At 43.5% G+C, this 20,951-nt stretch carries 18 protein-coding genes; 8 read left to right on the top strand and 10 right to left on the bottom strand.

The window, feature by feature from the left end; translation table 11 throughout:
- The first annotated feature begins 80 nt into the window (after nucleotides 1–80).
- Complete coding sequence (locus ACLI08_RS06845) at nucleotides 81–668, top strand: glutathione peroxidase (protein WP_411427720.1); 588 nt, start codon at nucleotides 81–83, stop codon at nucleotides 666–668.
- 100 nt (nucleotides 669–768) lie between these two features.
- Nucleotides 769–2,427, top strand: a complete 1,659-nt coding sequence (gene menD, locus ACLI08_RS06850) for a 2-succinyl-5-enolpyruvyl-6-hydroxy-3-cyclohexene-1-carboxylic-acid synthase (RefSeq protein ID WP_411427721.1) — start codon at nucleotides 769–771, stop codon at nucleotides 2,425–2,427.
- Between the two features lie 53 nt (nucleotides 2,428–2,480).
- On the opposite strand, the gene ACLI08_RS06855 is transcribed toward menD, so the two are convergent.
- Nucleotides 2,481–3,755 carry a porin gene (locus ACLI08_RS06855; RefSeq protein WP_411427722.1) on the bottom strand — a complete coding sequence of 425 codons (1,275 nt, stop codon included), beginning with the start codon at nucleotides 3,753–3,755 and terminating at the stop codon, nucleotides 2,481–2,483.
- A gap of 272 nt (nucleotides 3,756–4,027) precedes the next feature.
- On the opposite strand from ACLI08_RS06855, the gene ACLI08_RS06860 reads away from it, so the two are divergent.
- Genes ACLI08_RS06860 through ACLI08_RS06870 form a run of 3 tightly spaced genes read left to right on the top strand, consistent with a single transcriptional unit; the run spans nucleotide 4,028 to nucleotide 9,005 of the window.
- Nucleotides 4,028–5,137 carry a hypothetical protein gene (locus ACLI08_RS06860; RefSeq protein ID WP_411427723.1) on the top strand — a complete coding sequence of 370 codons (1,110 nt, stop codon included), beginning with the start codon at nucleotides 4,028–4,030 and terminating at the stop codon, nucleotides 5,135–5,137.
- Nucleotides 5,091–7,451: a hypothetical protein gene (locus ACLI08_RS06865; protein ID WP_411427724.1), complete on the top strand. Its 2,361-nt coding sequence runs from the start codon at nucleotides 5,091–5,093 to the stop codon at nucleotides 7,449–7,451. The genes ACLI08_RS06860 and ACLI08_RS06865 overlap by 47 nt, the downstream gene beginning before the upstream one ends.
- A 54-nt stretch (nucleotides 7,452–7,505) precedes the next feature.
- Nucleotides 7,506–9,005, top strand: coding sequence for an aminotransferase class V-fold PLP-dependent enzyme (locus ACLI08_RS06870; RefSeq protein ID WP_411427725.1), 1,500 nt, complete (start codon nucleotides 7,506–7,508; stop codon nucleotides 9,003–9,005).
- A 102-nt stretch (nucleotides 9,006–9,107) separates the two neighbouring features.
- Here ACLI08_RS06870 and ACLI08_RS06875 read toward each other — a convergent pair whose 3' ends face one another.
- Nucleotides 9,108–10,004 (bottom strand): lysophospholipid acyltransferase family protein, encoded by an 897-nt coding sequence (locus ACLI08_RS06875; protein WP_411427726.1) that lies wholly within the window; start codon nucleotides 10,002–10,004, stop codon nucleotides 9,108–9,110.
- Nucleotides 10,005–10,108: 104 nt separating this feature from the next.
- Nucleotides 10,109–11,008: a lysophospholipid acyltransferase family protein gene (locus ACLI08_RS06880; protein WP_411427727.1), complete on the bottom strand. Its 900-nt coding sequence runs from the start codon at nucleotides 11,006–11,008 to the stop codon at nucleotides 10,109–10,111.
- A gap of 121 nt (nucleotides 11,009–11,129) precedes the next feature.
- Here ACLI08_RS06880 and ACLI08_RS06885 point away from each other — a divergent pair, with 121 nt between their 5' ends.
- A complete protein-coding gene (locus ACLI08_RS06885; protein WP_411427728.1) occupies nucleotides 11,130–11,759 on the top strand; it encodes a rhomboid family intramembrane serine protease in 630 nt (209 codons plus the stop codon).
- Between the two features lie 58 nt (nucleotides 11,760–11,817).
- Nucleotides 11,818–12,501 carry an SIMPL domain-containing protein gene (locus ACLI08_RS06890; protein ID WP_411427729.1) on the top strand — a complete coding sequence of 228 codons (684 nt, stop codon included), beginning with the start codon at nucleotides 11,818–11,820 and terminating at the stop codon, nucleotides 12,499–12,501.
- A gap of 83 nt (nucleotides 12,502–12,584) precedes the next feature.
- Here the strand turns inward: ACLI08_RS06890 and ACLI08_RS06895 are convergent, their stop codons facing one another.
- Nucleotides 12,585–13,109, bottom strand: a complete 525-nt coding sequence (locus ACLI08_RS06895; protein WP_411427730.1) for a hypothetical protein — start codon at nucleotides 13,107–13,109, stop codon at nucleotides 12,585–12,587.
- Between the two features lie 159 nt (nucleotides 13,110–13,268).
- Here ACLI08_RS06895 and ACLI08_RS06900 point away from each other — a divergent pair, with 159 nt between their 5' ends.
- The gene (locus ACLI08_RS06900; protein WP_411427731.1) at nucleotides 13,269–15,614 is read left to right on the top strand and encodes an ATP-dependent helicase; all 2,346 of its coding nucleotides are present in this window, start codon (nucleotides 13,269–13,271) and stop codon (nucleotides 15,612–15,614) included.
- Between the two features lie 297 nt (nucleotides 15,615–15,911).
- On the opposite strand, the gene ACLI08_RS06905 is transcribed toward ACLI08_RS06900, so the two are convergent.
- Genes ACLI08_RS06905 through trpD form a run of 6 tightly spaced genes read right to left on the bottom strand, consistent with a single transcriptional unit; the run spans nucleotide 15,912 to nucleotide 20,880 of the window.
- Nucleotides 15,912–16,565, bottom strand: coding sequence for a hypothetical protein (locus ACLI08_RS06905; protein WP_411427732.1), 654 nt, complete (start codon nucleotides 16,563–16,565; stop codon nucleotides 15,912–15,914).
- Between the two features lie 41 nt (nucleotides 16,566–16,606).
- A complete protein-coding gene (trpA, locus tag ACLI08_RS06910) occupies nucleotides 16,607–17,350 on the bottom strand; it encodes a tryptophan synthase subunit alpha (protein WP_411427733.1) in 744 nt (247 codons plus the stop codon).
- On the bottom strand, nucleotides 17,347–18,537 hold the full coding sequence (gene trpB, locus ACLI08_RS06915; protein ID WP_411427734.1) for a tryptophan synthase subunit beta: 1,191 nt from the start codon (nucleotides 18,535–18,537) through the stop codon (nucleotides 17,347–17,349). Before trpB ends, trpA begins: the two co-directional genes overlap by 4 nt.
- The gene (locus ACLI08_RS06920; protein WP_411427735.1) at nucleotides 18,534–19,133 is read right to left on the bottom strand and encodes a phosphoribosylanthranilate isomerase; all 600 of its coding nucleotides are present in this window, start codon (nucleotides 19,131–19,133) and stop codon (nucleotides 18,534–18,536) included. The genes trpB and ACLI08_RS06920 overlap by 4 nt, the downstream gene beginning before the upstream one ends.
- Entirely contained in the window at nucleotides 19,130–19,900 is a 771-nt protein-coding gene (gene trpC / locus ACLI08_RS06925; RefSeq protein ID WP_411427736.1) for an indole-3-glycerol phosphate synthase TrpC, read from the bottom strand. Before trpC ends, ACLI08_RS06920 begins: the two co-directional genes overlap by 4 nt.
- The gene (trpD, locus tag ACLI08_RS06930; RefSeq protein ID WP_411427737.1) at nucleotides 19,897–20,880 is read right to left on the bottom strand and encodes an anthranilate phosphoribosyltransferase; all 984 of its coding nucleotides are present in this window, start codon (nucleotides 20,878–20,880) and stop codon (nucleotides 19,897–19,899) included. The genes trpC and trpD overlap by 4 nt, the downstream gene beginning before the upstream one ends.
- Nucleotides 20,881–20,951 lie beyond the last annotated feature (71 nt).

Genomic DNA, 20,951 nt, shown 5'->3' on the forward strand with positions numbered 1-20,951 from the left:
AACAGGGGTTGCTTTTTTAAAGGCAGATTTAACAACTGTAAAAGTAGAATTTTCTGTAATTTTATCTCAAAATTTCCATCATGAAAAAAGCTTTATTAATAGCCTGCGGAATGTTACTGTTTTGTGCAGCGCCGGCATCGGCACAAACAAAAAAAACCGCCGCTAAAAAATCTCACAAAACTATGGAGCAAAACACCATATACCAGTTTAAGGTTACAGACCTTTCGGGCGACACTTTTGATTTTGCATCGCTTAAAGGCAAAAAGGTTATTATAGTTAATACGGCCTCTAAATGCGGACTAACGCCTCAGTACAAAGAACTGGAGGCACTGTATGATAAATACAAAGCTAAGGGGCTGGTTATTGTGGGTTTCCCTGCCAATAACTTTGCAGGCCAGGAGCCGGGTACTAATGCAGAAATTGCCTCTTTTTGCCAAAAGAACTACGGGGTTAGCTTCCCTATGATGTCTAAGATTTCTGTAAAAGGTGCCGATATGGCTCCGATTTACCATTTCCTTACAGAGAAAAGTAAAAACGGATTACAGGACAGCGAGGTACAATGGAACTTCCAGAAATACCTGATTAACGAGAAAGGGCAACTGGAAAAAGTTGTAAGCCCGCAAACCCTGCCTACAGATGCAGAGATTGTAAACTGGATTAATAAGTAACACATAGGCCCCAACCCCCACAGGGGCCATTCTTATACATATTGTTTAATGCGGTATGGTTTAGAATTTCCCTGCTGGGGATTAAGGGGGCTATTTAAAAATGATTTATCCTAAGATACCTTTGGCACAAAGCATTATGCAGATATGCCTTGCCAAAGGAGTTACAGATATTGTTATATCTCCGGGTTCAAGAAATGCACCCCTTACCATAGGCTTTGCCTCTCACCCTGATTTTACATGCTATAGCATAGCAGACGAACGTGCCGCCGCATTTTTTGGTTTGGGTATGGCACAGCAGTACCATAAGCCTGTGGCTTTGGTATGTACATCGGGCTCTGCGTTGTTAAATTACTATCCGGCAATAGCCGAGGCGTTTTATAGCCAAATTCCGCTTATTGTGATTTCTGCCGATAGGCCTAAAAGCAAAATAGATATAGGCGATGGCCAAACCATACGCCAGGAAAACGTGTACGCTAACCATATACTGTTTAGCGCTAACCTTTATGAGCATGCTTCTGCCGATAACGATGCTTTGATAAACCAGGCAATAGCTGTTGCAAAATACAGTAAAGGCCCAGTGCATATAAACGCGCCGTTTGAAGAGCCACTTTACGAAACGGTAGCTGAACCTACGGTTCAGGTAGATGTGCAGTTTGTAACACCGCCACAGTACATTATTCAGGAAGATTTATCATACTATGCAACGGAGTGGAATAACGCTGCTAAAAAGTTGGTTTTAGTAGGGGTTAATGATCCCGGTACCATTAATGCCGAAGTGATTAACTATTTTGCGGCAGACCCTTCTGTGGTGGTAATGACAGAAACCACAAGCAACCTGCACCACCATACATTTTTAAACAGTATAGATACCATAATTACGCCATTTACTAAAGAAGATTTCGAGGCTTGGCAGCCCGATATACTGCTTACGTTTGGCGGCATGGTGGTAAGTAAGCGTGTAAAGGCTTGGCTGCGAAGTTATAAGCCGAAGCATCATTGGCATATAGATACACTACGTGCTTACGATACGTACAATGCGCTTACAAAACATTTTACCGTTACCGTAAACGACTTTTTTACGGCATTCCTGCCACTGGTAACCCAAAGGGAAAGCGATTATAAGAGCAATGCCCTTGCGCTAAACGCATTCCGCAGGGAAAAGCATGATGCTTACCAGGAGAAAATACCTTTTAGCGACCATAAGGCATTTGGACATATATTTCCGTCGTTACCGCACGGTAGCCAACTGCAAATCAGTAACAGCTCGGCAATACGGTACGCACAGCTTTTTGACATAAAGCCCGAAGTTGAGGTTTTTTGTAACCGTGGTACAAGCGGTATAGATGGCAGTACCAGTACAGCGGTGGGTGCAGCAGTAGCATCGGGTAAGCAAACGGTAATGCTTACGGGAGATATTAGCTTTTTGTATGATAGCAATGCTTTGTGGAACAGCTATATCCCACAGGATTTCAGGATTATTTTAATAAACAATGCAGGCGGGGGGATTTTCAGGATATTACCCGGCCATAAGGAAACTCCGGTGTTTAACACCTATTTTGAAACCACACATAACCTTACCGCACAGCATTTAGCAGCAATGTTTGGATTTGAGTACATAACCGCTTCCGATGAATCTACCTTGCTACAGGCATTAGGAGGGTTTTACGAAAATACCGGAAAGCCGAAGTTACTGGAGGTTTTTACCCCCATGCTGGAGAACGATAGAATATTATTGCAGTACTTTAAAGAACTGGTATAAACAAGTAGCGGCGGATTGTATCCGCCGCTACTTGTTTATGTATAATTATTGTATTAAAAATTAACCTGTGCCTGAACCCGAAGCGAGCTGCCTTTCTGGGCGTTGTTTTGGGTTACAAAGTCAATATAATTCCTGCTCGATACACAGTACTCCGCGGTAAACTTAAAGTACTTATTCATAATCCACTCGGTTCCGAAATCAAATTGGTGTACGGCATAGTATCGTGCATCCAGCTCAAATTTCCTTCCCCCTTTGTAATACTGGTAGCGGCTGTACGGAAACAGCATCATGTTTTTTAGCGGTATACGGTAGTTAGCTAGAATATATCCGCCTTCCAGGTCTTTTGTAATTACGGCCTGTGTAGGTTTATCAAACTGTGGTCCACGGCCTATGTTATATTCTGCCTGTATACCAAAAGGTTTAGGATAAAGCACAAAACTGGCCGCTGCGCGCTGATCTGTATAATTTTTATCAGCGGTTCGTGTAACGGCGCTTGATAGTTGGTTATCATACATTACATATCTGCCTGTATATGCCTGTACACCGGCTTCTATAATTTGTTTACCTATTGTAAACGGATAGGTGGCACGTGCCACAACGTGCTGGCTGCGGTTCATTTCGGGGCGGTTAGTTGTTTGGCCGTTATAAATACCAAAGGCCAGTATACCAAAATCGCCAGATCCCTTATAGTTTAGGTTTACAAGGTCAGCGTACAGCTTTTTTATCCTCATAGGAGTGTAGTACAAAAAAGCACCCATGTCGCGTTCGCCGTTAAGTGCGCTGTTTATGGCGTCGCTACGATCCAATGATAAGCGTGTACCGCTGGATTGAAGGTTTTCAAAACCGTAGGGCACCTTGCTTTGCCCCAGCCTTATTTTTAGTTCGTTATTAGGGTCGAAACCTATATCGGCATAAGCATCCCTTACCTGTGTAAAGTTTTGGTTTGCACCTGCTGCGGTGGTGGTAAGTGCCGTAGCAAAATCAGCCTCAAGCTTAATAAACACGTTGGTAGTCATTTGACCCTGTACTACAATACGTGCCCTTCGTACCGAAACGCCTCCGTTACCTCCCCATGAGGCGTCGCACTGGGCGCAGGTAAGATTTTCGTTAGTGTTAACAAGATTATTTTGCCTAAACTGCATGTAACCGCGTAGTAAAATGCGGTCGTACCATTTTTTTTCTTCGGTGGGTTTGTTCTCGGGCGTTATAGTTGCATTAACCGTAGCAGGTGGGGGCGTAGTTGTGCCTGGATTGTTTTTTTCCTGTGCGTGGCCGCTAAGCATTGCTGCCATTAGCAGTGCCACGCAAAGGGAGGTGTGTAGCTTCATTAGATGTGTGTGTTGTTTCGTATTTTGCTGGCAAAAGTATTATGTTAAAACGTTGGCATGGTTAATTTAATGTTAACAAGGTATGTGCTTAACATTAAATCAACTTTTAATAAAGTATTTAATAACCATAAGTTAACATAATAAAGTAGCGTTTAACGCTAAAGAAACCGCTTAATCATATTTGGTAAAAAGTTATTAACAAGCGCTTTAAGCGTATTGTTTAATTCAAAATTTCCCGTATAATTTCGTGGAAAATTAACACCATTTTTTCAGTGAAAAAACTAACTGCCATAGCTTTGTTTGCATTACTGCTGTATGGCTGTAAAAAAGAGTACAACATAACACGTTCTTTCTGCTATTGGAAGTCTGTAGATTATGGAAATCGTATTGATATAGGTACCGGGAACGTAGACACGCTGCAATTAAAGCATATATATATGCGCCTGTTTGATGTTGACTGGAATCCGTATTCTGCAAGGCCGTTGCCGGTAGCTACGTCCTGGGGCTTTGCAGACGATAGCAACCGCTTAGAAGTAACCCCCAGTGTTTATATTACAAATAAAGTGGTACTTAACAGCAGCCGCAAACAGCTTATAGAACTCGCCCATAATATAGCCAAACGGGTAGATACCATTGTAGCACATACCCGTAAAGACGCGGCTAGGAGTGCAGTGTATGACTACAACATTGCTTCGTGGGATGAGCGTGATTTGTGCATTGCAGAAGAGGAGAAAGTTTTTGACACCCGCATTCATGAAATATTAATTGACTGCGACTGGACACCTAAAAGCCAGGGTAATTATTTCTTCCTGTTACGCGAGATAAAAAAGGTTTTTCCAAAATATAAAATAGCTGCAACTATTAGGTTGTGGCAATACCGTGATTACGAGTTGGCCGGTATACCACCCGTAGACAGAGGATTGCTAATGTGTTACAATATGGGCGACATAAAGAAGCGGGAAACCCAAAACTCCATAGCCACGTCTGAGGAACTCAAAAAATACATAACCCATAATGATTATCCGCTAAAGCTTGATGTAGCGTTGCCACTGTTCCGGTGGATGGTAGCCTTTAGAGAGGATAAGCTGCTGGGGTTAATGCCAAATGATGTAGACCTTAATAATAAGTACTTTAAAAAGATAGATGATACCCACTACCGTTTTGTGGAGGATGTGGTAATTGGGGAAACCTACTACAGGGAAGGCGACGAGATAAGGGTAGAGCAGGTAAGCGACGCCGAAATAAAAAAGATGATAGATATTGTAAAAGACAATGTTGAATTAGATAATTCGAAGATTACATTTTTTTCGTGGGACGATAAAATTATTGAGAGCTATGGCATTAAAACAATTTCCGTTTATTACGCGCTTTTTGGCCGTTAGCCTGGCGTTTATCATTACGGTAGAGGCTGCTGCCTGTGGCTGGGGTGACGATTATGAAACCCTTAGGCTAGCCGTTTTTAAATCGGCTACGCCCGCAATGGAAAAATTCAGCCCTTTTTATTATTCTGAACACTACTTTAACGAATATGAAATTAAAGATACCAAGGATCGCAAACGTAACTGCACCGAATGGAATGAGCGCCTTGGCGGTACAATAAACGAAGGTGATATTTATAAAATACAGTATGCTACCAATCCTGAGAATTTCCAGACGGCTTATAAAGAAGGTACGTTAGACGATACCTTTAAGGGTAATACTTTTATAAAAGCATTGCTGAAGCCGGCTAATAAACCATTGCTGGAGTATTTTGCCTTTGCAAAAGAAATGGAGTTTGAAGGTAATCCGCAGGATTCCAGATGGGAAAGCTGGGATGATCGTGCACCAAAAAACTATTGGGATACGCCCGTGGATACCACAGGGGTTGACGAAAATACCTTGCTGCCAATTGAGAAACGGCTTGCTACCTGTAAAGACGTGTTCCTGCAGCAGCGTTATGCGTTTATGCTTATAAGATACGGCAGGCAAGACAATGTAAAGCCGTTATACAAAACATATTTTGCAAACGAAAATGTAAAAAGTGTTACAAAGGCATGGGCTATGCTTTTTTATGCCTATAACTGCAAAGACAAAGCCGAACAAAACTACTGGCTGAGCAAATGTTTTGATTTGTGTAATGAAAAGGTTATTGCCGTAGCACAATGGTATAATCATGATGCGCAGCAACAAACCCTTAAACTGGCTAAAAGCAACCATGAACGTGCGGTGATTATTACCCTTGATGCCATGCGAAACCCGGGGCCGGCGTTCGGGCAAATTAAAGAAGTAAACCGTTTAGACCCCGGTAGCGACTACGTTAACCTGCTTATATCCCGCGAGGTAAATAAGTTTGAAGACTGGCTGTTTGCGGTGCAAATGGAAGGCAATTCACCTGATGTGTATACAGATATGTGGAATGAACAGGATAGTTATACCTCCATCAGGAAAAAGAATTACCGTAAAGATATGGCGTATCTGCGCCGTTTTAGGGAATATCTTATTGGGTTGTATAGCAAAACACCTGCGGGAGTTAACCAAGACTATTTAGCATCGGTGATAGCCCACCTAAGCTTTATGGCAGATTTAACTGAAGAAGGTCATAAGTATGCCTCGGCTATATCTGCCCGTGCGCCAAAATCGGTTTTGGTACAAAAGTATACCGAATTGGCACTCATAGCGCTTAAGCAAGAAGATATTACAACAGAGGCCACAAAACAAAAACTGTATGTTGCCCTGGAGCAGGTAGAAAAATTGGTTAAAGATGACGAGACGTACTTAAAGAGTTTGTATACCCTATTACGGCTGACGGCGGCCGCCTATAATAAAAAAGGCGATGTGGCTACAGCATCGTTATTATTTAATGCAGGGCAAATGTATAAAGGTTCGTCAGAGTGGCACTATTTTCCAAACGAAGAACCATACAGCTATGGTTTTGTAGCGTATTTAGACCAATATGCTACCCTTAAAGATGTAGACAATCTTTTAAAATTGGTAGATAAGAAAGATAAAACACCTTTTGAAAAATTTATCTGTCGGGGTACACTTACCTACAAGGCATGCTACTTAAACTTTAAAGGCACGCTCGCCTTTAGGCAAGATAAATTAGCTGAAGCCTACGAAGCTTTTTCTCAGGTACCTGATTCATCGGCTTACAAAATGCTGCCTTATAGTGATGAGTCCGGAGCCGACTCTATAAATCCATTTTATCCACAGGTACTTGGTTATTCCATGAAGGAGGAAGATTTAGGCCATAACTTTACCAAAAAAGCGTTTGTAAAAGAAATGCTGCGCCTAAAAACACAAGCAGATGCCGATAGTTACTTAAAACTTGGTCATGCCTATTATAATGCTGGTTACCTGGGTAATGCCTGGTTTATGTGCACGTACTATCAGGGTAATGAGTATTGGCAGGTAGATTTTGGTAGCCTTACAAAAAATAAGAAGAAGTATAGTAACGGTAACTATGCTAACCTTACAACTGCCAAAGCCTATTACCTGAAAGCCTACAGAACGGCTACAAACAATGAACAGCGTGCCTTAGCAACGCTTATGCTACACGTATGCGAACGGAGTTTTGATTATACCGGAGGTTTTTATTGGATAGAAAAACAAGGATATAAGCCTACTAAGTGGGTAAAGCAGTTTTATGGCAGGTATGCTAATACAAAAACATTTGAACAGTATAATTGTCCCGGCCTTGAGATGTATTTAAAGTAAACTTGATTTCTGCTTTATATTTTTAATACATTTGCCATAACAACACGAAATTGTATGCTTACAGCCGAAGAGAAAACGCAATCGTCTGCCCTTGAGGATTATTTTTGTAAATTCAGGGAGAATATCATAGGTGTAAATCAGGAGTTTACGTCGCCTTACGGGCTTAAGAAAATGGTGTATACCGACTGGACTGCCAGCGGACGCCTGTATCGCCCCATTGAGGAAAAAATGATGAACGATTTCGGGCCGTTTGTGGCAAATACGCATACCGAAACTACGGTTAGTGGTACCGCAATGACTAATGCCTACCACGAGGCACGCCACATTATAAAACACCACGTTAATGCCGGCCCAAATGATGTGCTGATTACCGATGGTACAGGGATGACGGGGGTGGTAAATAAATTCCAACGCATTTTAGGGCTTAAGGTTCCTGAAAACCTTAGGGCGCATACGGTTATACCCGATGAAAAACGTCCGGTAGTGTTTGTTACCCACATGGAGCACCACAGTAACCAAACATCCTGGCTGGAAACCATAGCCAAGGTAGTGGTTATACCAGCCTGCCCTCAGGGGCTTGTATGCCTGGATAGTTTTGCGCAATTACTTGAAGAATATAAAGATTACACCCTTAAAATAGCATCGGTTACCGGCTGTAGTAATGTTACGGGCATTAAAACGCCATATTATGAAATTGCGAAGCTTGTACATGCGTATAACGGTGTGTGCTTTGTAGATTTTGCCTGTAGTGCACCTTATGTAGCCATAGACATGCACCCTGAGCACGATCCGGAGGCATATCTGGATGCGGTGTTCTTTTCACCACATAAGTTTTTAGGAGGCCCCGGTACAGCAGGGGTACTGGTTTTTAATAAAAAGCTGTATAAAAATATGGTACCAGACCATCCGGGGGGAGGTACCGTAAGCTGGACAAACCCGTGGGGTGAGCACAAGTACCTGGATAACATTGAAGAGCGCGAAGACGGTGGCACACCGGGGTTTCTTCAGGTGATTAAAACGGCGCTTGCCATAAAGCTTAAAGAGCAGATGGGTGTAGACAACATCCTGAAGCGCGAAAAGGAAATTACAGATTATGTATTTGCCGAATTAGGTGCAATACCCAACTTAAACATATTGGCACCACAGCACCAAAACAGGCTGGGTGTGATTTCATTTTATATAAAAGATTTGCATTATAACCTTGGCGTAAAGTTGCTTAACGACCGTTTTGGCATACAAACCCGTGGCGGATGCAGCTGTGCCGGTACATACGGGCACTATTTGCTGCACGTAGATCAGGAGCAAAGCCATTACCTGACCGACAAAATAACAGCGGGCGACCTTATACAAAAACCGGGATGGATACGCATGTCTATTCACCCTACCACTACAAATGTAGAGATTGCTTACGTGTGCGATAGTATTAAGGCATTGGCAGAGAACTTTAGAGAATGGGCTGCAGACTACAATTACATAAAAGGCAGTAACGAGTTTGTTCATAAAAATGAACCACGTAATACCGATGCTCTGCTTAAAGAGTGGTTTACGTTGTAGTACAATTTATCAATGTATCAATGTAGTAATGTATCAATGTAGTAATTCGTTTAGGCTAAAATTGTTACATTGATACATTAGTACATTACTATATTTAGCAAACTAATTTTTCTTATTTTCTTTTTTCCTGTGTTTAAAGCGTTTGTGTGTCCACAGGTAATAGGCTGGGTCTTTTAGTATTTGCTCTTCCAGCATACGCATAAAACCGTCGGTTACGTCGTAGTTTGGTATTTGTTTTATGTCGCCTTCCACTTTTATAAAAGTACATTGGTAGTAGCCACGCTTTACTTTTTCTATTTTGGCATACGCCATATTAAGCCCTATTTTTTTAGATAACATTTCGCCGCCTATCTGTATAGGTACTTCCTGCCCAAAGAATTTACCCCAGTGTATTGCCGAGCTCAGCATAGGGCTTTGGTCTGTAATAAAACCATAAAAACCCATTTTTCCTTCGCGGGCGTTTTTACGCATAAGTGGTATTATTTCTTTAATGCCCACCAGTTCAGCATTAAAGCGGCTGCGCATTTTCTTCACAAGCCGGTCAAAGTATACGTTTTTTATGGGCTTATAAATACCGTACCCCTTAAAATTGGGGTTTTTAAGGCGGGTGTGCATAAGTAGCAGCCACTCATAGCTGGCGTAGTGCCCTATAAGTACCGATACGCTTTTGCCTTCGGCTTCCATTTCGTGTATTACATCAAAATTAGTAAACACAAAACGCTCATTGATTTGTTTGTCGGTAATAGTAAGTGTTTTTACCATCTCCAGAAAGCTGTCGCAAAAGTGGTGATAAAAGCGTTTTTCCAGCACCAGTTTTTCCTTCTCGGTAAGGTGTGGCAGGGCCAATTTAAAATTTTTACGTACCGTTTTTTTTCGGTAACCAATAACGTGGTAAACAAGCACATACACCGCATCTGAAATTAGGTACAGTACCGGGAAAGGTAATATAGAAATTAGCCAGATTAAGGGGTATGCCAGTATATAGGCAAGTCGTTGCATCAGGTAATAAAATAATACTGCAAAGATACTATTTTATTTAATCGCCTTGTATAGTACACGTCTTGTTGGTGTTAAAAAAATAAGGTATATCTTACGTATATATTTTAGCAACACCCGTTACTTTCAGCTTCTTTTTTACAGTGTTTAAAGCGTTTGTGTGTCCACAGGTAGTAGGCCGGCGCTTTTATAATTTGCTGTTCCAGCAACTTCATGTAATTATCGGTAATCTCAAAGTTAGGTATTGCAGCTATGTCGCCTTCTACTTTTATAAACGTACACTCGTAGTAGCCGCGTTTTACCTTATCTATTTTAGCATATACCACATTAAGTCCTACCTTTTTAGCCAGCATTTCGCCGCCTATTTGTACCGGTACTTCCTGCCCGAAGAATTTTCCCCAGTGTATGGCCGAACTCAGCATGGGGCTTTGGTCGGTTACAAAACCGTAAAACCCGTGTTTGCCCTCGCGTACGTTTTTGCGCATGGTAGGTATTACATCGCGTATGCCTATAAGTTCTGATTTTAGCTTACCGCGAATTTTGCGCACCAACCTGTCAAAATACACGTTTTTTATAGGTTTATAAATACCAAAGCCTACAAATGTGGTAAGGTGCTTGCTTAGTCCCAGTATCCATTCGTAGTTGGCATAATGTGCTGTAAGTATGGCTACGCTTTTTCCTTCCTGTTCCAGTTGTTGCAGCACTTCGGGGTTGGTAAGCTTAAAGCGTCTGCATACCTCGTCTAAAGACATACCCATTGTCTTTATCATTTCCAGGAAACTATCGCAAAAATGATGGTAAAACTGCCGTTCTATTTTTCGCTGTTCTTTGTGGGTAAGATTGGGTAGTGCCATTTTCATATTTTCGCGGACTACCTTCTTTCTGTAGCCAATAATATGGTACACTAAAACGTAAACGCAGTCAGAAAAAAAGTACAAAATAGGGAAAGGAAGTATAGAGATGCCAAAAATTAATGGATAGGCAATAAAATATGCGAGTCTTTGCATTAAAATTAAAATTTTTGTAAATATAGCTTTATTATTTAAACGTAAATTTATCTTGGTTATTTTTAATAAAAACGTAAAAATTTTATTATTTCGCAGTACAGTATTTTAAAGATTGTTTAGCATGATAGATTTAGTGCTTATTGTAGTAATGGCTGTTACAGCTCTGGTGAGTTTCAAGGGATTTAATGATCCTTATTTTTTACGTAACTACGACTTTCATGTAGGGAGTATACGTGCGGGCGAACAAATACGTATGTTTAGCAGCGGTTTTCTGCATGCCGATTTACAGCACCTTTTACTAAATATGCTTACCCTGTATTTCTTTGGCCCTTTGGTAGTAGCATATCTGGGGAGTGTAGGGTTTTTGCTGGTATACTTTTGCAGTTTGGTAGCCGGTAGCCTGCTTACCTTGTATTTGCACCGTAACGAGTACAGCTACAGGGCACTGGGCGCATCCGGGGCTATTATGGGGGTAGTATTCTCGGCCGTATTACTCCAGCCCGATGCAAGGGTAAACTTTATCATCCCGGCCTGGATTTTTGGTTTGGCATACATGCTTTTTTCTATATATGGTATGCGTGCCCGACGCGACAACATAGGCCACACCGCGCACTTTGGAGGCGCAGTAGGGGGGTACCTGGTTACGCTTATCCGTATGCCCGAATTATTGCAAACAGAGCTTTGGCTGGTACTGTTGCTTTTAGCACCCATTGTGCTACTGTTTGTACTTTACAAGATGGGAAAACTGTAAAACTGGCACAGATTTTGGCTTATACCTTATAAGAGATAACATAAAAACAAAAAATACCATGAAAAAGATTTTATTAGCTTTAGTGTTTGCCGTAAGTAGTTTTGGTTTTGCCCAGGTGCAACAAAACACACCGCCACAAATAAGTGTAGCGGGCGAAGGTAAAGTAACCGTTGTACCCGATGAAGCCGAAATAAGCATAGGGGTAAGCAATACCGGTAGCGATGCCAATACCGTAAAAAAAGCAAATGATGCTGCCATAGATGCTATTTTAAAATACCTGAAAGCACAAAAGCTGGATCCTAAAGATATACAAACCGAGCGCGTAAGCCTTAACCGCTACGAAACCGAGAAAAAGAAGTTTCAGTACAGTGCTACCCAAACCATAAGCATACACCTGCGCGACCTAAGCCGCTATGATGCTATAATGATGGGGGTTATGGATGCCGGTGCTAATACCATAAACGGTGTTACCTTTAAAACCAGCAAAGAGGAACAGTACAAAAGCGAAGCGCGCATGAAGGCTGTAGCCGATGCCCGCAAAAAAGCTGATGATTATACGAAAGCGTTAGGGCAAAAACTGGGCAAAGCCCTGTTAGTAACCGATAACAGCCAAACCTATTACCCAATGGTAAGGACGGCGATGTATAAAGAAGCGGCAGCCATGATGGATACTAAAGAAACCCTGGCACCGGGTGAAATAACCATAACCGCTAACGTAAGCATAAGCTACGGTTTAGAGTAATTGCATTAATAAGTTCAGTACATTATAAAAAAATGCCCGCTTTTGTTTAAAAGCGGGCGTTTTTCTATAATAACAAAAGGCTTTTAGTCCCAAAGCTCAGATACCTCTAGCTTAAGGTGTGCCAGGGCTATACTGCTCGGGCTTTGTTTTTCAAATAAGTCGGTAAGCAGTTCCTCGCGCAGTTTATAAGCGCTGTCTATACGCGGGCTCATGTTTGTTTTGCGTATGGTTTGTATGGTAGCGTTTTTAGCAGTAGTAATTACGTTCCAGCATTCTGCAGAAACATACACCTGTTGGGTAAGGTTATGCTCGTACTCCAGCTCTATTTGCGCTATAATGTAGTTTTCGTATTCGGTTTTATCGCTGCCTTGCGGCACTACACGGGTAAGGAGCCTTGTAGGGTCTATGCGTTCTAAAAACAGGCTAAGGCGCTCGTATGCCTGTAAGCGAAGCGGCAGTGTACTTTTCTGTGCGTCTTTGTGCAAAACATACCTGCGGCGGCGGTTTTCGTTTTCAAAATAGTTCTGGAAAAAGAAGTAAGCCAGTACAGCAACGGTAATGGTAGGTACAGCGGAAAATAAAAGTTCCAGCAATTTGTCGGTGCTCATAGTAATTTAATAAAATAGGTTTTTAATGTGCCCGTAGTTAAAGCACTACAAACGCAAGGCGAAATTAACGAAATATGTTTTTATTAGCGTGTTAACCTAAATATTTTTGGAAAAATTTACCGCCGAAAATCGCTAATTTTGCACCTGTAAAGATAAAGGATGGATATTCATAAGTATATAAGCGGACTAAATGACGCCCAGCAGGCGCCCACCCTGCAAAAAGACGGGCCTATGATTGTTATAGCCGGTGCGGGTTCGGGTAAAACACGTGTGCTTACCCTGCGCATAGCCTACCTTATGAGCGAGGGGGTAGATGCCTTTAATATATTGGCACTTACCTTTACTAATAAGGCTGCCCGCGAAATGAAAGAACGTATATCGCACATTGTGGGTAAAAGCGAGGCAAAAAACCTGTGGATGGGTACATTTCACTCCGTTTTTGCCAAAATATTACGTATGGAAGCCGATAAGCTGGGTTTCCCGTCTAACTTTACCATTTACGACAGCCAGGACAGCTTAAGGCTTATTTCTTCTATAATAAAAGAAATGCAGCTGGATAAAGACGTGTATAAACCTAAGCAGGTGCTAAGCCGTATATCGTCTTACAAAAACAGCCTGATTACCGTTAAGGCTTACTATAATAACCCTGAACTGCAGGAGGCCGATGCCATGAGCAAAAAGCCGCGCCTGGGTGAGATTTATCAAAACTATGTAGACCGCTGTTTTAAGGCAGGTGCCATGGATTTTGACGACCTGCTGTTGCGTACTAATGAATTACTGAATCGGTTTCCGGAGGTATTGGCAAAATACCAGGAACGTTTTAAATACATACTGGTAGATGAGTACCAGGATACTAACCACAGCCAGTACCTTATTGTACGTGCACTGAGCGACCGTTACCAAAACATTTGTGTGGTAGGGGATGATGCTCAGAGTATCTACGCCTTTAGGGGGGCAAACATTAACAACATCCTTAACTTCCAGAAAGATTATGATGGGGTAAAAATGTTTCGACTGGAACAAAACTACCGCTCTACCCGTAACATTGTAGAGGCGGCTAACTCTATTATAGATCACAACAAGGTAAAGCTCGAAAAAGTGGTGTGGACCGCTAATGACGATGGCCCGCCTATTAAAGTACACCGCAGCCTTACCGATGCCGAGGAAGGCCGTTTTGTAGCCAGTACCATTTTTGAGGAGCAAATGCGTAACCAGATGAAAAACGGCGAATTCGCTGTGCTGTACCGCACTAATGCCCAGAGCCGCGCCATAGAAGATGCATTACGCAAGCGCGATATTCCGTATCGTATTTACGGCGGTTTATCGTTTTACCAGCGCAAGGAAATCAAAGACGTGCTGGCCTACCTGCGCTTGGTCATTAACCCGAAAGATGAGGAGGCTTTGGTACGTGTTATTAACTATCCTGCAAGAGGTATTGGCGATACTACGTTGGATAAGCTTACAGTGGCGGCTAACCACTACGGCCGCTCTGTTTTTGAGGTTATGGAAAACCTTGACCGTATAGACCTGAGGTTTAACAGCGGTACAAAAACCAAATTGCAGGATTTTGTAACCATGATTAAGAGTTTTCAGGTGGCAAATGAAACGCAGGACGCGTTTTACCTGGCCGACCTGGTGACTAAAAAAACCGGACTGGTACAGGAACTTAAAAAAGATGCCACACCAGAAGGTATAGCCCGTATAGAAAACATAGAGGAGCTTCTAAATGGTATGCGCGACTTTATAGAAGGGCAAAAAGAGGTAGATGGCGCACGAGGTTCGCTATCTGAGTTTCTGGAAGATGTGGCCCTGGCTACAGACCTGGATAAAGATAACGGCGATGATGACCGTGTGGCACTAATGACCATTCACTTAGCTAAGGGACTGGAGTTTCCGCATGTGTTTATTGTAGGTATGGAGGAAGACCTTTTCCCGAGTGCCATGAGCCAGAATACCCGCAGCGAGCTGGAGGAGGAACGCCGCCTGTTTTATGTGGCGCTTACCCGTGCCGAACATCAGGCATACCTTACCTATGCGCAAAGCCGCTACCGCTGGGGCAAACTGGTAGACAGCGAACCAAGCCGTTTTATTGAAGAAATTACCAATAAATACCTGGAATACCTTACGCCGGTAGAAACCAATTACCGCTATAAGCCAATGGTTAATACCGATATTTTTGGCGATGTAGACAAATCAAAACTACGCCAAAGCAAACCTGTTGCCGGTACCCCACCGAAATGGGTTACAGGAGATGAGCCAAAGCATGATATGCCCATCCGCCGCCTTAAGCCTATGGCAGGTAATGGCCCGGCACCATCGAGTGGTCCGGCTATGCCCGACAGCAAGTTGCAACCGGGTAATATTGTTATACACGAACGCTTTGGTAAAGGGAAAGTACTGAACCTAGAGGGAGTTGGTGCCGACCGTAAAGCGGAAATACACTTTGAGGTAGGCGGTATTAAAAAACTGCTACTGCGTTTTGCAAAGCTCGATGTCATAGGCTAGTGGAAGTCGGAAGTCCGATGTCCGAAGACATTGAGTGGATATTCCCCTCCTGTGGAGGGGTGCCCTAAGGGAGGGGTAGAAAAAACTGATGTAGATAGCTTGGTTCCTCGCTGACGTACTTGAAGAAAACAGCCCAATACAGTCTGTCATTACGAACGCAGCGCAGTGCGGCAATCTCACTGCTGATTACTTTTGTAAGCGCAAGAGATCGCTTCGTTCCTCGCGATGACAGGCGCGATAAAGCGCCCCAATCCGGTCTGTCATTGCGAACGCAGCGCAGCGGAGTGAGGCAATCTTTTATAACTTATTCCCGATGGGCTCCTCTTTAAAAAACAACGTGTCAGTTTTTTGATTGGTAACACTAATAATAGTGGTATGTATGGCATTAAAAGTGCCGTTGTGCCACAGTCGGGTAAATTTGTAATCGTTTATACCGTCCTTATTATAATCAGTTAGTTCTATTTCCGGAGTTGTAATTTTAAACAGTTCTTTAAGGTTCGATGGTGTTAATTTTCCGTCACGATATTGGTATAACGCATACAGTTTTAATTCGAAATCATCTTTTAAAAACTCTTTTGTCTCATTCTTGTAAAACAAAACTTTCGCAGTAACCTCGCTGCCTACGTAGGATTTTAGTAGAATAACATATAGGGTGAAGTCTTTATCACGAAGCTGTACGGTTCGGATAAGAGCCTTTTCTTGTTCTTTAAGATCTTCGGGATACATAGCTTCCTTTGCAAAATCATCTGCAACCGTCTGTATTTTGTTTAAAACACCATCGTTTAGGGCAATAAAGTTTCTGCTGTCATTTAAATCAAGTTCACCAACTTTTAACGGAAAAGAACCCGAAATGGTTATAGAGTAGTCTACTTCAGGTAACGCATTGTTAGGTTTTGACGAACAGCTTGCTAAAAAAATTGTCGCAAATAAATAAACGAATGTTCTTTTCATAATTCAGGAAGATTGGTGTTGTAAAAGTACCTAAATTTAGTTTACAACAATCCCCTCACAAACTCCTTCTCCCTACCATTTTTCACAGCTTTTAAATACGCCGTACCCACAATGGCACCATCTACACTTTCAAAAGCCTTTTCCTTTTTATCGCGGCTGTCTATACCAAAGCCAATGAATAGGGGAGTAGCACCACATAGCACTTTCAGTGCGGCGTACCGGGCTGTAAGCGCATCATTAATGCTGTATCCCTGCCCGGTAATGCTGTTTTGCCCCACCAGGTACACAAAACTATTTTCGCAGGCTTTGGCAATGCGCTGCACACGCTCGTCCGGGGTTTGTGGCGTAATAAGGAACGTAACCGGTACTCCATATTTTTCAAAAGCAGCCCTGTAGCGGGTTTCATATAGCTCCAGAGAAAGGTCGGGCAATATCAGCGAGGCAATACCCAGCTTTTGGCATCGATTAAGAAAGGTATCTAACCCAAATTGCAGTACTGGATTAAGATATCCCATAAGCACCAGCGGAATGTTTATTTCGCTCCTGGCGGCTTCAAGTTGTTGCAGCAGCAGTTCCAGTTTCATGCCGTTTTGCAGGGCTATGGTACTCGTTTCCTGTATTACAGGGCCGTCGGCCATAGGGTCGCTAAAGGGTATGCCCACTTCGGCAAAGTCCACGCCCAAGTCCTGTAGTTGCAGTAGTTGCGGTTTCAGGCTGTCCAACTCCGGGTAGCCCGCAGTTACAAATATGCTCAGTTGTTTTTTATCTTTCTTAAACGGATTCATAGGTTCGGGAATTTATCCATATACGTATTCATGTCTTTGTCGCCTCGGCCGCTAAGGTTTACCACCACAACGTCGTCTTTTTTAAGTGCCATTTTACCTAACGCATATAGCGCGTGTGCACTTTCCAATGCCGGGATAATGCCTTCAAGCCTTGAGAGTTCCAGTGCCGCTTCAAGGGCTTCATCATCGGTTATGGCAATGGCTTTTGCCCTGCCCGTGGCTATGGTGTGCGCGTGCAGCGGCCCAATACCCGGATAATCAAGCCCCGCGGAAATAGAATGCGGTTCGGTTACCTGCCCGTCTTCGTCTTGCATTAACAGCGTAAGGCTGCCGTGCAGCACGCCCGGCGTACCCAGCAAGCTCGTAGCTGCCGACTTACCCGAATGTACGCCGAAACCTGCGGCTTCTACCGCTACAAGTTCCACATTTTCGTTATCATAAAACTGGTAAAAAGCCCCGGCAGCATTGCTACCACCACCCACACAAGCCACCACTTTATCAGGTGATGATTTGCCGGTTTTTTCCAAAAGTTGCTGTTCTACTTCTTTTGAGATTACCGACTGGAAGTACGCTACAATTTTAGGGTAGGGGTGCGGCCCTACCACGCTACCGATGAGGTAATAGGAATCGGGGTGGTTTATCCAGTGGCGAATGGCTTCGTTAGTAGCATCCTTAAGCGTTTTACTGCCCGATACCGCCGCGCGCACTTCGGCGCCCAGCATTTTCATACGCTGCACGTTTGGTGCCTGGCGTTCTATGTCCTTTTCGCCCATGTACACAATACAGTTCAGACCCATAAGAGCACATACCGTAGCCGTAGCCACACCATGCTGACCCGCACCGGTTTCGGCTATAATATCGGTTTTGCCCATGTGTTTCGCCAACAGAATCTGCCCCACGGTATTGTTCACTTTATGTGCCCCGGTGTGGCACAGGTCTTCGCGCTTCAGGTAAATGTGCGCACCGTACTTATCACTTAAGCGTGCAGCGTAATACAATGGCGTAGGTCTGCCGACAAAATCACGCAGCAGGTTGGTATATTCGGTTTCAAAGGCTTCGGTAAAGCAATAGCTGTTAAAGGCCGCTTCCAGTTCCTCTACATTTGGGCGCAGGAGTTCGGGTACGTACGCCCCGCCAAATTCGCCATAAAAGCCCAGTGCGTCAGTTTCTAAATATGATGTGTTCATGGTTTCATTTCGTTTAAAAAATTAGCAATTAGTGCCACGTCTTTTATTTTGGGTGCCAACTCAAAGCGGCTGTTTAAATCGTAACCCGCTAGTTTCGGGTGGCTGAATTTCCTCAGTGCTTCCACCGATTCCGGCCCGATACCGCCACTCAGCAAAAAGGGTGTTTCGCCTTTGTAGTTTTCCAGTACCTGCCAGTTAAACGCCGTGCCTGTACCGCCGTGCTTGGGGCTTTTGGTATCAAACAAAAACATATCAGCCAATCCTTCATAGGCTTTGGTTTGTTCCAAATCTTCTGCCGAAGCAATACCAAATACTTTTATGATTTCAATACCTTTTGGCAGTTGCTTTATATATTCCGGTGGTTCGCTACCGTGGAGTTGCACTGCTTTTAGGGTGTGCGTATTTATTTTCTCAAGTACATAATCCAACGTAGCATTTACAAACACACCCACTTTCTTTCTGGTGGTTGCCAATGTGCTTTCGGTATACCGCGACGAACCTTCGTAAAAGATAAAGCCAAGCATATCTATACCATCCAATTCAGCAACAGCACGGCTTTCTGCATTGTCGGTTAGCCCACACACTTTAACAATCATGGCTTTAGGTTTTGGGTTAGCTGTGCCAAATGTCCATCCCTAAGAATGCTTTCGCCAATGAGCGCCCCGTTAAAACCGGCAGCTTTTAGCAAGGCAATATCTTCCGGAGTTTTAATCCCTGATGCCGAAATTAGTGGCACGTTTGCAGGTAGTATAGGTGCCAGGTCAAACGAGTGCTGCAAGGTGGTTTGTTGCGCCTTTAAGTCGCGATTATTTACCGCTACTAAGTCTACCTCGGCAGGAATAAAGGCAACTTCCTCGCGGGTATGCACTTCGTACAATACCTCTAATCCCAAGCTGTGGGCTGCTTTTGTCAGATGCTCTGCTTCTTCGGGTTGTAGTACTGCGCCTATGAGCAGTACAGCATCGGCACCTGCCGCTTTGGCTTCATACAGTTGAATTTCGTCGATTATAAATTCCTTGCGCAACAGCGGAATACTTACCGCTTCCCGAGCTTCCAGAACATCGTTAATGCTTCCTCCAAAATAAGATTCATCAGTTAGTATCGAAATTCCCGAAGCGCCGTTTTGCTCATAAAAATGTGCCTGTTCGGTTATGTTTACATCGGCTTTTATGTCGCCGCCGCTGGGTGATTTACGCTTAATTTCAGCAATAATTCCAAACCCCGAAGCCATAATAAATGCTTTAAGCGAAAGGGTTTCGCGCTCAAAATAAGGACTTTTGCTAAAACTTTCTAAAGTACGTTGCTCTTTCAGCAGGGCGACTTCTTTACGCTTGTTCCCTATGATGTTATCCAGTACGTTCATGATGCTATCTTTTTTAGGTGATTAATAGCAAGGCCGCTTTTCACGGCTTCGTATCCTTTGGCAAACGCCGTTTCAAAGTCCATTTCCGGATGGAAGGTTTGCAAGGCAAGCCCCACGTTACCTGCCAGTACTATATTTTGTGGTTCAGTGCCTTTCCCTGAAAGTAGGTTTGCCAGTAACGTAGCAGCTTCCTCCACGGTTTCGCCTCCGCTGATTTCAGGTAATGCGATGGTTTTTTCCAATGGATTATTACCCAAAAGCACATCGCGTTGCTGCCCTAAAATACGGGTTACCCCGATGAAGGTCAGCTCATCAAAACCGTCCATGCCGTGCAGTACAGTAAATTCCTTACGCTCGCTGCGTAACGTGTGCTGGTATTGGCGTGCCAACTCCAAACTATACGTACCCGTAAGCTGGTGCGTGGGGTGGGCAGGGTTTACCAACGGCCCCATGCTGTTAAAGAACGTGGCAATGCCCAATGCCTTACGTAAGGGGGCCACGGCCTTTAGTGCCGGGTGGAATAACGGCGCGTGCATAAAGCAAATGTTGGCCTCATCGAGTTGTCGTTGGAGGCTGTCGCAGTCGTTTACAAAGGTGTATCCTAATGCTTCCAGCACGTTGCTCGATCCGCACAGCGAACTCACGCCGTAGTTGCCGTGCTTTACTACTTTGTAGCCTAATGATGCCAACACAAACGCCGTAGCCGTAGAAATGTTGAACGTGTTTTTACCATCACCACCCGTACCGCACACGTCTATGCTTTCGCCTACATCAAATTTCATGGGCAGCGCAAGTTCTAAGAGCGCCTCACGGAACCCCATGAGTTCGTTTAGCTGCAAGCCGCGCATTTGTATGCCGGTAACCAGGGCTACGGTTTGGGCGTCGTTTACCTCGCCATTGCCTATGGCCAGCATGCACTGATGTGCCTCAGCTTTGGTAAGGTGGTTATGGTGTATTATTTTTTCGAGTATCGTTTTCATAGTGAGTTATTTCACGGAGTTTCACAGAGAAGTCACAGAGTTTAATTGTGAGAATTGCTCTTTGTAACTAT

Source organism: Flavobacterium sp. RNTU_13, from assembly GCF_046614455.1.
Taxonomy (GTDB): domain Bacteria; phylum Bacteroidota; class Bacteroidia; order Flavobacteriales; family Flavobacteriaceae; genus Flavobacterium.